The following is a 15,364-nucleotide window of genomic DNA, read 5'->3' as shown; positions in this document are numbered from 1 at the left end:
TTAACGGCTGAAATAGAGGAATAATTCGGGGATAGCGAATACTTTAATTTTCTCTCTTGAGAATATAGAAAGAGCCTTGCTCTTAAGGAGGATCTATCTTCTATTATGATAGATAAGGGGAATTAAAACCTTAGCTGAACTAATCACCCCCTTTCATACTAGATCACTTTATTCTTCTTGTTGATTTGAACCAAATGAAGAAGAATCAGATGGCTTTCCACTTAAAAATTTAACCGCATCAGCCACAACGTCGGTCATATATACTCGTTGCTGAAGATTATTTTCAAATGTGCGCGTTTGTACACGCCCTACCACGCCTACAACCGCTCCTTTATCACAGTAAGCAGCTGTATTTTCTGCATTTTTTCTCCACAGAGTAATGTTGACAAAATCAGCATCATATTCACCTTCAACATTTCGAAACGTTCGATTAATTGCTAACGTAATAGTAGATACGGCAATCCCTTCATGGGTATATCGAAGCTCCGGCTTTTTTGTCAGTCTTCCTACAAGAACAATATGGTTAATCATAGTCTACCACTCCAACTGATTGAATAATGGGAATCTTTAAGCTCATTCATGTTATAATATGGATAACCTACTATTTACGTAAAGGAGGAAACATCAATGAAAACATTTAAACTTGTGTCATTTCAATTGGTTGATAATCAAGAAAAGCGTCAGTCTGTCTCACTAACTAATGGCCTTATTATTAATAAAGAAGACGGCGAAAATAACTGGATTTTAGAAGCAGTTATCGATAAGAAATGGTACGATGAATTTCATGTTTTGTTGAAAGATAAACAAAAAGTGACGGTAGAAGCTAAAATTACGAAAGAAACAAATGATCCAGCTACCTTTATAGCTACCGTGGCTTCCATTACTTCAATTGGTGAAAATCGTATTAGTTTGTTGATGAAAGGTGTTTTAAAAGAACGGAGACTTCATTATGCTGAAATGCTCTTAGAGGATTTAATTAACCAAGGGTTATCAGGTCAAGATTTACTTCAACAGTTCAAACTGCAGCTTCGAAACAGACCGGTAAAAAGTACATCTAAAAAATAAGTCAAGTCATCTCAAGGTGTCTGGATTTAAAAGAGAGGATTATTGTTTGAGGTCTTTTTCGTTGGTCCATGAGAAGGGTAAAGAAAAGAGAACTCACTGGAGAGGTACCTTTCTTTTTTTCCTAAAAATAAATGTGCATGACTAGAACGTTTGAAGCGATTATCTCTTATGCGAGCACCTTGCCTTTTCAAATAAAAATTTGTCATTTTTTCACTCCTTTTTCTTTGTAATTCGTATATTAATGCATTTTCCCCCGTTATTCAACCATTTTTTTCAATATACCGAACAAAAAATAGGATTTTTTTACTATAAAAACCTCTATTTTTGTTCTTTTTTTTATATCCATGCAGAAAAATGAATCTTTTTAGAGAAAAAAAAAAGAAATAAAAACAGGTTTTATTCCCTCTATTGCAGAAAGTAAAGTGTATATGTTTCATATTGTGCAAATTAAGCATGTTACAAAGAACATGAACTACATTCGAACAATAAGACATATACTTATCTTTACGAAATCAGGTGATGCATATGAAAGATTTTGGAGAAAGAATTAAACATTTCAGGCTAAAAGGAGGATTTTCACAAGAAGAATTAGCAAATCAGTTGAATGTTTCTCGTACAACTATTTCAAAATGGGAATGTTCGAAACAAACGCCTTCCATTTTTGATTTTCTATCTCTATGTAATTGTTTTCAAATTACGCTCGACCAACTTATTGAGCCTTCCTCTTATAAACAAGATTATTTACATGACTTCCAACTTCTTTACTTAACAAGAAAACGTGAATCGGATTCACAGGAAAATACCATTTTAACCCTCATAGATAAACAGCCCTTATTAAAACATGTGCTCTTACAATTTTCATCTCTGTCACCAACTCTTCAAAAAGAGTTGCTAACGGATATTATACCTTTATTAAAGAAACTTTTTTCTGCTTTGCAGCGCCAATAAAAAAAGCTGCATCAGCAGCTCTTATGTACTATTCTTTTTTATCGCCTAAAGCAAACATAATATCTGTTTCGCAGACTAACTCTCCATCTACAGTTGCGATACCTTTTCCTTTACCAATAGATCCACGCGCACGTACAATTTCAACCTCTAAACGCAGTTGATCACCAGGTCTTACTTGCTTTTTAAAACGGCAGTTGTCAATGCCTGCAAAAAATGCTAAACGTCCTTGATTTTCCTCTTTTTTTAGCATAGCTACTGCTCCTACCTGAGCCAAAGCTTCTACAATTAAAACCCCTGGCATCACAGGATAGTCAGGGAAATGCCCGTTAAAAAATTCTTCATTGGCAGATACGTTTTTTAAACCAACTGCTTTCTTTCCCTCTTCCACTTCTAAAATACGATCGACCAATAAAAATGGATATCGGTGTGGAATAATTTCTTTAATTTGTTCAATATCAAGCATAAATAAGTCTCCTTTCAAACCGCATGTAACATACGATACTATTATCAATATACAGAATGCTCAATTGAGAAGCAACTACTTGCTTAAGCTCTGATTCCATTCACCAAGCCCATCATTTGGTCTGCAATTGAAATAGAGCGGGAATTAAACTGATACGCACGTTGGGCAATGGACATATCAGTGAGTTCTTTGCTCAAATCTACATTTGACTGTTCCAATTTCCCTTGATCTACGCCTGCTGTTTCTCGAGCTTTTCCAGTCAGATCTGTAAACATATTCGGTTGGTTCATCCCACCTGGAAAGGCAAATAGATTTTCTCCTTTAGCTTCTAGCTCCTGCGGCTTTTGGACATTTGTTAATCCAAGGGTAAACTGGTCAACGCCCGTATTCGTAGTAACCGTTATCGTTCCACTTCCATCAATCTGTATATCTTTAAATGCGTTACTGAAAATAATAGCTTGACCATTTTCCCCCAGCACATCCTGGCCAGAACCGTTTACTAATTTAACATTGTTGGGGCCTTCAGGGCTAAGGTGAAATGAACCATCTCGCGTATATTGTACAGGCTGTTCGGAATCGTTTACGGCAACTTGAAAATAAACGTTTGGATTTGATGCAGCTACATCTAATGGTTTGTCTGTATTTTCAAAAGCACCTTGCGTCATATTTAAGCGTGTTTGGTCTAGATAAGCTCCTGAACCTTGTCGAATTCCAGACGGTGTAAGCCGCTTTTCTGTTCCATGGTCTACTTGATTATTTACTTGTTGATACAGCATATCGTTAAATGAAGCGTCTCTCGATTTATATCCTGTCGTATTTGTATTAGATAAATTGTGACTGATGACATCAAGCTGCTGCTGTAGCTGCCCCATTGTATTAGCCGCTGTTATCATTGTACGGTTCATTCTCCTCATCTCCCCTGTTGCTTTTAGCGCACACGTCCAATTTCATTTGCCGCTTTATCCATGCTTCTATCGTAAGCTTGCATTATTTTTTGATTTGCTTCAAAAGCTCTGTAAGCTGTTAGTAAATCCGTCATACTTTGAGCAGCATCTACATTGGAACGTTCAACAAATCCTTGCTTTAACTGATAAGAAATGCCTGGATTATTTCTTGCTGAAGGCAAGGGCTGATTGTTCAACGTTTCATATAATCCATTCCCTGCCTTTTTAATCGTTTGTAAATCACTAGAATAAGCAATACCGATTTGTGCAATCTGCTGATTATTTTCCGTTACGTTACCCTGTGAATCAACTGTAAAGTTTTCACTTTTCAGTTGAATTGGCTGATTATTTGTATTTAATACATAAGCTCCGGTAGACGTAGTTAAAAACCCTTCTTGATCTAATGTAAAATTATTGTTTCTTGTATATTGAGGCGTATTATTAGGGCTTTGTACCACAAAAAATAGGCCGCCCTCTTTTGTAGGCATATTTTGCTCCATCAATGCAATATCAGTTGATTGAGACGTTTGCTGAAGATCGCCTTGTGTAAAATTTGGAACTGTTTCTTGCATATACACACCCGTATTAATTGTACCTATGTCTTTTTTGTTCTGAACAGAGATGCTACGGTCAGTGGGTAATTCTTCAGATTCCATTCGCTGCAGTAACATATCAGGAAATGCCTTTAACGTACCTTGATCTGCTTTAAATCCTGGCGTATTAGCATTTGCTATGTTATTCGTTAATAAGTCAGTTTGACGCTGCTGAGACAGCATACCCGCTGCTGCCGTGTAAAACCCTTTAAACATACTTCATCCTCCTTACAAGTAAACGTTGTTCGTTATAGCCGGCTGACAGAGTATAATAAATAAAAGAAGAGACTCCTCTGTATGAAACGAGCCAATAGAGGAGTCTTCATTTATTTAAACAATATTGCGACGAGATAGTTTATCAATATTATCAAGCATAATACCTGTTCCAACAGCTACACAACCCATTGGATTTTCTGCAATTAGCACAGGCACCTTTAATTCTTCCGCTAACAGCTGATCCATACCGTGAAGCAATGCTCCACCGCCAGTTAAAATAACGCCTCTGTCTATAATATCGGCAGAAAGTTCGGGAGGTGTACGCTCTAATACACTTTTCGAAGCTTGTACAATGACGCTGACAGACTCTCTAAGTGCCTCCTCTACTTCCTCAGAATAAACAGTAACCGTACGAGGTAAGCCTGAAACCATGTCTCGCCCTCGAATGTCCAGCTCTTCGTTACGAGCTTTAGGAAACACTGTGCCAATTTTCACTTTAATTTCTTCTGCTGTACGCTCTCCAATTAAGAGCTTATATTTTTGCTTAATGTACTGCAAAATTTCGGCATCAAAACGATCACCAGCCATCTTAATAGAAGCTGCTGTTACAATATCGCCCATTGAAAGGACAGCCACATCGGTTGTACCTCCACCAATATCTACGACCATGTTTCCGCTCGGCTGAAAGATATCCATTCCAGCGCCAATAGCCGCGACTTTTGGTTCTTCTTCCAAATAAATGGTTTTTCCACCGCTTTTTTCAGCAGCTTCGCGAATTGCTTTTTGTTCAACAGAGGTAATATTTGTTGGACAACAAATTAAAATACGAGGCTTGGATAAAAAACCTTTTACATTTAATTTATTAATAAAGTGTTTGAGCATAGACTCGGTAATTTCGAAGTCAGCGATAACGCCATCTTTTAATGGACGAATGGCAATAATATTACTGGGCGTTCTTCCTACCATACGTCTCGCTTCTTCCCCTACTGCTAGCACTCTATTTGTATTTTTATCAATCGCCACAACAGACGGTTCATTTAACACAATTCCTTTGCCTTTAACGTGAATTAAGACGTTAGCTGTACCTAAATCGATACCAATGTCTTTTGCTAACATACCTTAAATCCTCCTTCTATTTACATATCTTTGCATGATAACCATTCTTTTTTCCTAATTTACTATTTTATCACAATTTGTATATGTATGTTGTTATTAGCAAAAATATTTATTATATACCTATTTTATCCAAAAATTAAAATGCCCTATACTACCTCTATAAAAAAGGCAATATCGGGCATTCTTTTACTTTACAGTTTCTTCTTCTTTTTTGTACTTTAATTTTGTTGCTTCTCCTCCACGCAAATGCCGAATAGATTTATGGTAATCAAGAATTTCTTTTACTTCATTTGCTAACTCAGGATTTATTTCTGGTAGACGCTCTGTTAAATCTTTATGGACAGTACTTTTCGAAACGCCAAATTCTTTCGCAATTACACGAACTGTTTTCTTTGTTTCTACAATATACTTTCCAATCTTGATAGTTCTCTCTTTGATGTAATCGTGCACACTACTCGCCCTCCCCAAATTGGATATGAGAAGTATCCAAGGGAATGTATATATTATCCCTTTTCTAACATTCTCTTTATAGGTTTGTAACAGTTTATTAGCTTGTGTGCAGATATATGCTAGAAAAGTCAGTAAGGACAAGTGATTTCTTATATTTTTTTGAAAATTTAGTGTTTTTTATTTACTTTTTTAACATAATGCATCTCATTTTAGAAAAATTCATAAAAAAAGAAGCTCGGTTTTATCCAGCTTCTTTTCGTATTTATGGTCTTGCTTTATGCATTTGGTTTAGACGTATCTGTTGAAGGTTGTTTTGAATCTTTATCTTCTTTACTCTTTTCATCAGATGATTTTTCGCTGTCCTTTGATTCTTCAGAAGAAGAGTCGTCTTTTGGTTCTGTCACTTCAGCTGCTTTGACTTCTTTGATAGAACTAACCGATTTTCCAAAATAACTGCTTGGATTAATTGCTACACCATCTTTACGAACTTCAAAGTGCACATGTGTTTTTGCTTCTTGATTATATAAGCTTTTTCCAGCTTTTGCGATCGTTTGGCCTTGTTTAACAATATCTCCTACTTCTACATCAGCTTTCTCAAGAGATTGATACTGTGTTACTAAACCATCTTTGTGATCAATTTCTACTACATAACCTAGTAAAGGATCTTTTGTTGCTTTTGTTACTGTACCGCTAGCTGCTGCTACAACATCAAATGATTTATCTCCCTTAACAGCTAAGTCAACACCTGTGTTTGGATGATACGTATTGTTGTAGAAAACTAGTGCTTCTTCTTGTTGTTTTTCAGATGCTTGATCGTCGTAGAAAGGCTTTTTCACGATAGCTGATGCTTCACTAGCAACTGGCATTTTTAAATTTTCAAGCGAAGCATTTACCTCTACAGCGTCGTCTCGATAAGCCGTACCGTCTTGGCTATAGCCGCTTTTGTCTTCTTTGCTAATATCATTTCCATTAGCTTGAAACCAAAGGACTGCTGTAAGAATAATTGCTGCACTCGCTAAATAGATAGCCGGGAACACCCAACGCTTTCTAACTAATTTTTGAACTTTCGATTTTGGAGAAGTACGTTTCTTTTCTTCCTCTCTCATATATCATCACCTCAGCAATCAGTCTGAACACAATTGAATGAATATATACACAGCGATAAAAAATTTTTTTCGATTATTTTTCAACAGATGAATCTAAAATATACATTTTATTTAAAAAAAGTGAAAAACATAAAAAAGACCCTGCTATAAGGGTCGTTGAATTAGCGTTTAGCTGTCAATTGTGCAACAAACTGATCGTTAGGAGTAATTGCAACACCTGTATAATAATGAGTAACAATATCTTTATACGTTTTTCCTTCCAGTGCCATACCATTTGCTCCGTACTGACTCATCCCAATACCATGTCCATATCCTTTTGTATTGATGATAATTTCATTCCCTTTTTTTGTCCAATGAAAGTCGGCTGACGATAAATCCAGTTTTTCCCGAACATCTTTTCCCGACAGTTCTTTACCGTTTATCTTTACGTAATCTACGCGCTGCCCCGGCGTTCTAGAGACGATTTCACCTACTGATCCACTGTTTGTTAATTTCACTCCAAGCCTCTGTTCAAAGCTAGCAACAGACATTACTTTCTGATTTGTAAATTCAGGAGACTTTTTATCCCATGGACTAGCTACACTTTTTAGATAAGGAATGGAATTCTTCCAATACGCTTCTGAATTTTCAGTGTAACCATTGCTGGTAGAAAAGAACGTAGCATTAATTGGCTTATTTTTATACGTAAGAATTTGACCTTGGGTGTCCTTCACTGCTTCTTGAATTTTTTTGATTTTCCAATCATAGTCTTTGTTCCATCGGCTTCTTAGCTCATCTTTATTTAAATATACTTGGTACTCTACGGTATCAGTCACATCCGCTCCTTGGGGAAGATGACTATTTCCATTCATCATAGTTTGCACAATATAGGTTCTGGCTGCCAAACTTTGAGCCTTAAGTGCTTCAAGTTCAAAAGTAGCAGGCATTTCAGCTGCTACTACCCCTACAAGATAGTCTTCGAGCGGCAGTTTTTCTACTTTTTTCGTTTCCGTACGATAAACACTGACATCAAGAGGAGACGCTGTCACTTTTTGTAGTTTTTCGGTTTTTGGGGTCTGTTTGACATTTTCATGTAGCTTTCCATCTGTCTTTTCAGTAAAAGGAACAACGAGAAGTGTTGGGATGAGTAACACAACGAAAAAAAAGATGACTCCTAGTACGACGATTGGCTTTGCTTGTTTCATGAACGCCTAGCCTCCATATCTATTATTTTGACAAGGAACACCTATATCCCTATATTCCATATGTATGGAGGTGGACAACCTTTTATGACAGCAAACCGGCCATAAGGGTCGTCCAACGACAAAAAAAGCATCTCGCTATGAGATGCTTTTTTATGACATATTTACTTGACGTCTGAAGCCTGTTGAGTTTGTTCTACCTGCTTTGTTTCGTCATTTACACGTTCAATATCAGCGCCTAAAGCGGCTAATTTATTGTGGAAATTTACATAACCACGATCAAGGTGTTTTAATTCCGTTACACGCGTATAACCGTCTGCTACAAGTCCTGCTAATGTTAACGCTGCTGCTGCACGAAGATCTGTTGCTGCTACTTCAGCGCCTTGTAGTTGAGAAGGTCCGTTAATAATAACAGAGCGTCCTTCAATTTTAATATCAGCGTTCATGCGGCGAAACTCTTCTACGTGCATAAAGCGGTTTTCAAAAACTGTTTCTGTAATCATACTTGTGCCTTCTGCTGCTAATAATAATGCCATCATTTGAGATTGCATATCCGTAGGGAACCCTGGATGAGGCATTGTTTTAATATCTACTGATTTTAGCTTTTCAGGTCCTACAACACGTAAGCCGTCGCCTTCTTCAGTAATTTCAACACCCATTTCTTCCATTTTAGCAACAAGTGAACTGATGTGCTCTGCTACTGCACCGCGTACAAGTACGTTTCCACCTGTAATAGCTGCTGCTACCATGAATGTTCCAGCTTCGATACGATCTGGAATAATTGCATGTTCTGCACCATATAATTTATTAACACCTTCAATACGGATCGTACCAGTTCCTGCACCGCGAACTTTAGCGCCCATTGCGTTTAAGAAGTTTGCTAAGTCGACAATTTCAGGTTCTTTTGCTACGTTTTCCATAATTGTAGTGCCTTCCGCTAATGCTGCTGCCATCATAATATTTTCTGTGGCACCTACACTTGGGAAGTCTAAATAAATTTTAGCACCTTTTAGTCTTCCTTCAACTTTTGCATCAATAAAACCATTTCCTACTTGAACTTTAGCACCCATTGCTTCAAAGCCTTTAAGGTGCTGATCAATCGGTCTTGATCCAATCGCACATCCACCAGGTAAAGCTACACGAGCCTCACCCATACGCGCCAATAAAGGACCCATTACAAGTACTGAAGCGCGCATTTTTCTTACATATTCAAAAGGTGCATCTGTTTTTAACTCTCTTGATGCATCTACAACTACACGATTTGTTTCAAAATCTACTTCTGCATTCAGATGTCTTAAAACTTCGCCAATCGTAAATACATCGGAGAGAGCTGGTACATCATTTAGAATTGTTTTTCCTTCACTAGCTAATAAGGTTGCAGTGATAATAGGTAAAACGGCGTTTTTTGCTCCTTCAACTTTAACTGTACCGCTTAATCTATTTCCACCGCGGACGATGATTTTTTCCAAGGTATTCCCCTCCGCGTCCATTTTCTCTATATTAATATTCAGACGTAATGATAGGTGTGCCAACAACTATGGTTGTTTGACCGCCCATTCTTGTCTTGCGTAATGCAATTTGTAAGTTCATTTCCTGCTTTTTCGTTTGAAGAGCTTCTTTCCACAGTCCAGTATATGCTGAAACAGAGGTAAATGACTCTTCCACTAGAGATTCCACTGGTTTAGCATTGAAAGCTCGTAATAGGTCTTGAATTTCAACAGACAAAACACTTTCCATCTTATCATTGATTTCCCCTGTTGCACAAGAGAAAATTATGGGTTCTGACAGGAAAATTTTTTCATAATTTGTCTGAAATACATTTTGAAAATGGGTCATATTTTTTTCTTTTAAACCTTGTCCCGTTACATGATACGATATGTACGCATTGCTGTGTTCATCGATCGCATAAGTTAACAGAATGACTTCGTTCACATCTTCACTTTTGCGTGTACCTATTGCTTTCCATAGGTCTCTTTCCCTCTTCACTTCCCATTTAAAACCTCTAAAATTACTTTTAATACTTTCAGCTTGCGAATAAAAGGTTTTTTGGTCAGTAACAGCTTTTACTTCTTCTCTTGCATACAACGATACTTCAGTTAACGAAACATGCTGCTTATTTAAGGTGTGAACAATCTTCTCAATAGTAGTTTCATTGTTTTGGGCATTGCTCACATAACTTCCATGATATACGAATAAGCCAGTAATGAAAATAGCCAAAAAGACACTAATTTTTTTAAACATTTTGCCACTCCCTCTCCGTACTCATCAGTCTTTCCAGAAGGCGATGATACATACATGAAAAGGGTCGTCATATTTAGACATAGCGACATACATTAGCGTATAAATTCGTATATCTTCAACGAATGAACGTCTATTTTATCATAGACTCATAGCCTGCCAATCATTGAAAAAATGAGGGAATGCGCTGTGACCAAAATAAATAATCCAAAAAGAAATTACTTACTGTTGATGAAATCGTAATGGTCAATAAAATAAGCATTAATTTTGCTTGAAACACATGATTAGGTTTCATCAGCTTTTCAATTTGAAAGCCTTGCAAAGCATACCAAGTAATCACAATAAAAATCAAATGTGAAATCATGGTTAGTAACGTTTGCTGCTCAATTCCTCCAAACAATAAAAGCACTCCTTTTAAACACCATATGAAAAGAAGAGACGATCATCGTCTCTTCTTTTCATATTAAAGCACACTTATGCAAATTCGTAAACGGTAACATGAAAAACATTTATTTTATTCCCTATTTTAAGATCCTTTTCCATTATTAAGAAAAATAAAGAAGACGGATACGCTTAGTTAAATAGAATATATAATCATAGACGAATGCTATTTGCTCTTCCTCTTTTATATAATAGAGCAAAAAAGCCCTCTCATTCGTTTGAGAGGGCTTTTTTTAGAACTTACGTTGACTAATATCTAAACGATTGACTGCCCGTTTTAAGGCAATTTCAGCACGCTTAACATCAACGTCGTCTTGTTTGCTATCAAGGCGCATTTCAGCGCGCTTTTTCGCTTCTTCTGCACGAGCTACGTCAATCGCTTCAGCTGTTTCAGCAGCCTGTGCAAGAATTGTTACTTTGTCAGGTCTTACTTCAAGAAATCCTCCGCTAACAGCCACAAGTTCTGTACTGCTTGCTTTCTTCAAGCGGACGGCTCCAATTTGTAAAGGAGCAACCATCGGAATATGGCCATGTAAAATACCAAGCTCACCGCTCTGTGCTCGGGTACTTACCATTTCCACTTCTGATTCGTAAACTGGGCCATCAGGAGTCACTACACTGACATGGATTGTCTTCATTTAAAAAACCTCCTATGTCCCTTAAATTAAACTTCTACTCCCATACGTTTCGCATTTTCAATAACTTCTTCAATGCGACCAACTAAACGGAACGCATCTTCAGGTAAATGATCGTATTTACCTTCCAAGATCTCTTTAAATCCTTTAACAGTTTCTTTTACAGGAACATAAGAACCTTTTTGACCTGTAAATTGTTCTGCTACGTGGAAGTTTTGAGACAAGAAGAATTGAACGCGACGAGCACGTTGTACAACGAGTTTATCTTCATCAGATAACTCATCCATACCTAGGATTGCAATGATATCTTGTAACTCTTTATAACGCTGTAACGTTTGTTGAACTTGACGCGCAATTGCATAGTGCTCTTCTCCAACAATTTCAGGAGATAAAGCGCGAGATGTAGATGCTAATGGATCTACCGCAGGGTAAATACCCATCTCTGATAATTTACGCTCTAAGTTTGTTGTTGCATCTAAGTGAGCAAATGTTGTCGCTGGAGCTGGATCCGTATAGTCATCGGCTGGTACGTAAATCGCTTGAATCGATGTTACAGAACCTACGCTTGTTGACGTGATACGCTCTTGAAGCTGACCCATTTCTGTCGCTAATGTTGGCTGATAACCTACTGCTGATGGCATACGGCCAAGTAATGCTGATACTTCTGAACCCGCTTGTGTGAAACGGAAGATATTATCGATAAAGAATAATACGTCTTGACCTTGTTCGTCACGGAAGTATTCTGCCATTGTTAATCCTGTTAATGCAACACGCTGACGTGCACCAGGCGGCTCATTCATTTGTCCAAATACCATAGCCGTCTTCTTAATAACACCAGAGTCTGTCATTTCATGGTATAAGTCATTACCTTCACGCGTACGCTCACCTACACCAGCGAATACCGAAATACCGCCGTGCTCTTGAGCAATGTTATTGATTAACTCTTGAATTAATACTGTTTTACCTACACCGGCACCACCGAATAGACCGATTTTTCCACCTTTAATGTAAGGAGCTAATAAGTCTACTACTTTAATACCTGTTTCAAGAATTTCAGCTTGTGTAGATAGATTTTCGAACTTTGGTGCTTGACGGTGGATCGGATCACGACGTGCACCTGCATCGATTGGGGCGTCTAAGTCGATTTTTTCACCTAATACGTTAAATACACGACCTAACGTAACGTCACCAACTGGTACTGAGATTGCTGCACCTGTATCTTCTACTTCTAATCCACGAACTAAGCCGTCAGTGGATGACATTGCTACTGTACGAACTGTGTTATCACCTAAGTGAATCGCAACTTCTAATGTTAATTCGATTGCAACTTCACTTGCACTGCTCGGTTTATGTGAAATTTTAAGGGCGTTATAAATTGCCGGAAGGTGTCCGTTGTCAAACTTTACGTCTACAACTGGACCCATGATTTGAGTAACGCGTCCTTTTGTCATCGTGTTCCCTCCTAACTTGCTTTTCCATTAAACTTTCTATTCTAACGCTGCCGCTCCGCCAACAATTTCCGTAATTTCCTGGGTAATTGCCGCTTGACGTGCACGGTTATATGACAATGTAAGATTATTGATAAGATCTTTTGCATTGTCTGTTGCACTTTTCATCGCTGTCATACGAGCAGCATGCTCACTTGCTTTTCCATCAAGCAGGCCGCCGTAAATTAAACTCTCTGCATACTGAGGAAGTAATACTTCTAAAATCTCTTCTTGTGATGGTTCAAATTCATAACCAACAAGTTTACCAGAAGGTTGAAGATCTGTTAGAGGCAATAGCTTCTTCTCCGTCACTTCTTGTGAAATCGTATTGATAAAGTGATTGTAGTATAAGTAAAGTTCATCAAACGTACCGTCCGCAAACATTTGAACTGTTTGTGAAGCAATTCCTTGAATGTCAGCAAAAGCTGGCTGATCTGCTAAGCCTGTGATTTCAAGCAAAACCGGAATACCGCGTTTTACGAAGAAATCTCTCCCTACTCGTCCAATTGCAATCACACCGTATTCATCAGGTGATTGATGGCGTTCTTCAATAGCTTGAGATACTTTTCGCAAAATATTACTGTTATATGCTCCTGCTAGACCGCGATCTGAAGTGATTACGATATAACCAGTCTTCTTCACGCTGCGCGCAGTTAACATTGGATGTGAAGCGCCTCTGCTGCCTAGGGCTACACTTGAGACTACCTCTTGAATTTTTTCCATATATGGAACAAACGATTTTGCATTTTGTTCCGCTCTATTCAGCTTTGCAGCTGAAACCATTTCCATTGCTTTCGTAATCTGGCTCGTTTTTTTCGTCGATGTGATTCGAGTTTGTATATCACGTAATGATGCCAAAGGTTTCACCACCTTGTTTTAGAAGATCACGTGGTATGAAAGGTGAACATTTGTTCACCTTCACCTTATTGAAAGATTGTCTTAACATACCATGCTGACAATATATTATTCAGATGCAATAAATGTTTTCTTGAATTCTTCAAGTGCTGATTCGAATACGCCAGCTTCAGGAAGGCCACCAGTTGTACGGATTGATTCAAGTACTTCTTTACGGTTTGATTCTAACCATGTTAAGTACTCGTCTTCAAAGCGTGTAATATCTGATACTGGAACATCATCTAAGAAGCCTTTTGTTAATGCGTAAAGCACAGCTACTTGTTTTTCTACGCGAAGCGGTTTGTGTAAACCTTGTTTTAAGATTTCAACTGTACGCGCTCCTCGATTTAATTTTGCTTGAGTTGCTTGGTCAAGATCAGAACCGAACTGAGCAAACGATTCAAGCTCACGATAAGATGCAAGGTCTAGACGCAGTGTACCTGCTACCTTTTTCATCGCTTTAATTTGTGCAGATCCCCCTACACGTGATACAGAAAGACCAGCATTAATCGCAGGACGTACGCCTGAGAAGAATAGATCTGACTGTAAGAAAATTTGTCCGTCTGTAATCGAAATTACGTTCGTTGGGATATAAGCAGATACGTCTCCTGCTTGCGTTTCAATAAATGGAAGAGCTGTTAATGAACCTCCACCTTTTGCGTCCGATAACTTTGCCGCACGCTCTAATAAACGAGAGTGCAGATAGAATACATCCCCTGGGTACGCTTCACGACCTGGAGGACGGCGTAATAGTAATGAAAGTTCACGATAAGCTGATGCTTGTTTTGTTAAGTCATCGTAAATAACAAGTACGTGCTTACCGTTATACATAAACTCTTCACCCATTGTTACTCCAGCGTATGGTGCTAAGAATAATAGTGGAGCTGGTTGTGAAGCTGATGCTGTTACAACGATTGTGTAATCTAGAGCACCGTGTTTACGTAATGTCTCTACTACGTTACGAACTGTTGATTCTTTTTGGCCAATCGCTACATAGATACATACCATATCTTGATCTTTTTGGTTTAAGATTGTATCGATTGCTACCGATGTTTTACCCGTTTGACGGTCACCGATAATTAACTCACGCTGTCCACGGCCGATCGGCACAAGTGCGTCAATCGCCTTGATACCTGTTTGAAGCGGCTCATGTACTGATTTACGATCCATAACGCCAGGTGCAGCACCTTCAATTGGACGTGTTTTTGTTGTTTCTACCGGGCCTAAGCCGTCTACTGGCTGACCTAATGAGTTAACAACACGACCGATTAACTGCTCTCCTACTGGAACTTCCATGATGCGTCCTGTACGGCGAACTTCGTCACCTTCACGAATTTCTGTATATGGTCCTAAAATAATGATACCTACATTGTTTTCTTCTAAGTTTTGTGCCATTCCCATGACACCATTTGAAAATTCAACCAGTTCTCCAGCCATGACATTGTCGAGGCCATGAGCACGTGCGATACCATCCCCAACTTGGATAACAGTACCTACATCACTCACTTTAATCTCAGACTGATAGTTTTCAATTTGCTGCTTGATCAGCGCACTAATTTCTTCAGCTTTGATGCTCATGAATTTCAC

General features: G+C 38.2%; 17 protein-coding genes. 2 read left to right on the top strand and 15 right to left on the bottom strand.

What is annotated here, in order from left to right; genetic code table 11:
• Window positions 1-168 precede the first annotated feature (168 nt).
• On the bottom strand, window positions 169-531 hold the full coding sequence (ssb, locus tag SCI76_RS14830) for a single-stranded DNA-binding protein (RefSeq protein WP_028411997.1): 363 nt from the start codon (window positions 529-531) through the stop codon (window positions 169-171).
• A gap of 96 nt (window positions 532-627) precedes the next feature.
• On the opposite strand from ssb, the gene SCI76_RS14825 reads away from it, so the two are divergent.
• Together SCI76_RS14825 and SCI76_RS14820 are read left to right on the top strand one after the other, a co-directional pair.
• Complete coding sequence (locus SCI76_RS14825; RefSeq protein ID WP_048021732.1) at window positions 628-1,065, top strand: YwpF-like family protein; 438 nt, start codon at window positions 628-630, stop codon at window positions 1,063-1,065.
• Between the two features lie 525 nt (window positions 1,066-1,590).
• Window positions 1,591-2,013, top strand: a complete 423-nt coding sequence (locus tag SCI76_RS14820; RefSeq protein ID WP_028411995.1) for a helix-turn-helix domain-containing protein — start codon at window positions 1,591-1,593, stop codon at window positions 2,011-2,013.
• 28 nt (window positions 2,014-2,041) lie between these two features.
• Here the strand turns inward: SCI76_RS14820 and fabZ are convergent, their stop codons facing one another.
• From fabZ to atpA, 14 genes are all read right to left on the bottom strand, one after another.
• Entirely contained in the window at window positions 2,042-2,476 is a 435-nt protein-coding gene (fabZ, locus tag SCI76_RS14815; protein ID WP_013059788.1) for a 3-hydroxyacyl-ACP dehydratase FabZ, read from the bottom strand.
• 83 nt (window positions 2,477-2,559) lie between these two features.
• Window positions 2,560-3,381, bottom strand: a complete 822-nt coding sequence (locus tag SCI76_RS14810; RefSeq protein WP_168761651.1) for a flagellar hook-basal body protein — start codon at window positions 3,379-3,381, stop codon at window positions 2,560-2,562.
• 23 nt (window positions 3,382-3,404) lie between these two features.
• Complete coding sequence (locus SCI76_RS14805; RefSeq protein WP_328179817.1) at window positions 3,405-4,229, bottom strand: flagellar hook-basal body protein; 825 nt, start codon at window positions 4,227-4,229, stop codon at window positions 3,405-3,407.
• 114 nt (window positions 4,230-4,343) lie between these two features.
• Window positions 4,344-5,345, bottom strand: coding sequence for a rod shape-determining protein (locus SCI76_RS14800; RefSeq protein WP_013059791.1), 1,002 nt, complete (start codon window positions 5,343-5,345; stop codon window positions 4,344-4,346).
• A 186-nt stretch (window positions 5,346-5,531) separates the two neighbouring features.
• Window positions 5,532-5,795: a sporulation transcriptional regulator SpoIIID gene (gene spoIIID, locus SCI76_RS14795; RefSeq protein ID WP_013059792.1), complete on the bottom strand. Its 264-nt coding sequence runs from the start codon at window positions 5,793-5,795 to the stop codon at window positions 5,532-5,534.
• Window positions 5,796-6,070: 275 nt separating this feature from the next.
• Entirely contained in the window at window positions 6,071-6,901 is an 831-nt protein-coding gene (locus SCI76_RS14790) for a M23 family metallopeptidase (RefSeq protein ID WP_328179818.1), read from the bottom strand.
• Window positions 6,902-7,062: 161 nt separating this feature from the next.
• Window positions 7,063-8,085 carry a stage II sporulation protein D gene (spoIID, locus tag SCI76_RS14785; protein ID WP_028411991.1) on the bottom strand — a complete coding sequence of 341 codons (1,023 nt, stop codon included), beginning with the start codon at window positions 8,083-8,085 and terminating at the stop codon, window positions 7,063-7,065.
• A gap of 161 nt (window positions 8,086-8,246) precedes the next feature.
• Window positions 8,247-9,551 (bottom strand): UDP-N-acetylglucosamine 1-carboxyvinyltransferase, encoded by a 1,305-nt coding sequence (gene murA / locus SCI76_RS14780; RefSeq protein WP_028411990.1) that lies wholly within the window; start codon window positions 9,549-9,551, stop codon window positions 8,247-8,249.
• Window positions 9,552-9,582: 31 nt separating this feature from the next.
• Window positions 9,583-10,323, bottom strand: a complete 741-nt coding sequence (locus SCI76_RS14775; protein WP_028411989.1) for a YwmB family TATA-box binding protein — start codon at window positions 10,321-10,323, stop codon at window positions 9,583-9,585.
• A 160-nt stretch (window positions 10,324-10,483) separates the two neighbouring features.
• On the bottom strand, window positions 10,484-10,720 hold the full coding sequence (locus SCI76_RS14770; RefSeq protein ID WP_013059797.1) for a DUF1146 family protein: 237 nt from the start codon (window positions 10,718-10,720) through the stop codon (window positions 10,484-10,486).
• A 274-nt stretch (window positions 10,721-10,994) separates the two neighbouring features.
• Window positions 10,995-11,399, bottom strand: coding sequence for a F0F1 ATP synthase subunit epsilon (locus tag SCI76_RS14765; RefSeq protein ID WP_028411988.1), 405 nt, complete (start codon window positions 11,397-11,399; stop codon window positions 10,995-10,997).
• A gap of 26 nt (window positions 11,400-11,425) precedes the next feature.
• A complete protein-coding gene (atpD, locus tag SCI76_RS14760; protein ID WP_013059799.1) occupies window positions 11,426-12,847 on the bottom strand; it encodes a F0F1 ATP synthase subunit beta in 1,422 nt (473 codons plus the stop codon).
• A gap of 36 nt (window positions 12,848-12,883) precedes the next feature.
• On the bottom strand, window positions 12,884-13,741 hold the full coding sequence (locus SCI76_RS14755) for a F0F1 ATP synthase subunit gamma (RefSeq protein ID WP_013059800.1): 858 nt from the start codon (window positions 13,739-13,741) through the stop codon (window positions 12,884-12,886).
• A 105-nt stretch (window positions 13,742-13,846) separates the two neighbouring features.
• Window positions 13,847-15,355 carry a F0F1 ATP synthase subunit alpha gene (atpA, locus tag SCI76_RS14750; protein ID WP_013085461.1) on the bottom strand — a complete coding sequence of 503 codons (1,509 nt, stop codon included), beginning with the start codon at window positions 15,353-15,355 and terminating at the stop codon, window positions 13,847-13,849.
• Window positions 15,356-15,364: the final 9 nt, after the last annotated feature.

This window comes from Priestia sp. HNGD-A6, from assembly GCF_045784335.1.
Taxonomy (GTDB): Bacteria; Bacillota; Bacilli; order Bacillales; family Bacillaceae_H; genus Priestia; species Priestia zanthoxyli.
Note: the sequence above shows the minus strand (reverse complement) of the source record. Positions and strands in the feature narration are given on the sequence as shown.

Coding starts and splice junctions, on each gene's coding strand:
- ssb (WP_028411997.1), bottom strand. CDS start 531: ATGATTAACCATATTGTTCTTGTAGGAAGACTGACAAAAAAGCCGGAG.
- SCI76_RS14825 (WP_048021732.1), top strand. CDS start 628: ATGAAAACATTTAAACTTGTGTCATTTCAATTGGTTGATAATCAAGAA.
- SCI76_RS14820 (WP_028411995.1), top strand. CDS start 1,591: ATGAAAGATTTTGGAGAAAGAATTAAACATTTCAGGCTAAAAGGAGGA.
- fabZ (WP_013059788.1), bottom strand. CDS start 2,476: ATGCTTGATATTGAACAAATTAAAGAAATTATTCCACACCGATATCCA.
- SCI76_RS14810 (WP_168761651.1), bottom strand. CDS start 3,381: ATGAACCGTACAATGATAACAGCGGCTAATACAATGGGGCAGCTACAG.
- SCI76_RS14805 (WP_328179817.1), bottom strand. CDS start 4,229: ATGTTTAAAGGGTTTTACACGGCAGCAGCGGGTATGCTGTCTCAGCAG.
- SCI76_RS14800 (WP_013059791.1), bottom strand. CDS start 5,345: ATGTTAGCAAAAGACATTGGTATCGATTTAGGTACAGCTAACGTCTTA.
- SCI76_RS14790 (WP_328179818.1), bottom strand. CDS start 6,901: ATGAGAGAGGAAGAAAAGAAACGTACTTCTCCAAAATCGAAAGTTCAA.
- spoIID (WP_028411991.1), bottom strand. CDS start 8,085: ATGAAACAAGCAAAGCCAATCGTCGTACTAGGAGTCATCTTTTTTTTC.
- SCI76_RS14775 (WP_028411989.1), bottom strand. CDS start 10,323: ATGTTTAAAAAAATTAGTGTCTTTTTGGCTATTTTCATTACTGGCTTA.
- SCI76_RS14765 (WP_028411988.1), bottom strand. CDS start 11,399: ATGAAGACAATCCATGTCAGTGTAGTGACTCCTGATGGCCCAGTTTAC.
- atpD (WP_013059799.1), bottom strand. CDS start 12,847: ATGACAAAAGGACGCGTTACTCAAATCATGGGTCCAGTTGTAGACGTA.
- atpA (WP_013085461.1), bottom strand. CDS start 15,355: ATGAGCATCAAAGCTGAAGAAATTAGTGCGCTGATCAAGCAGCAAATT.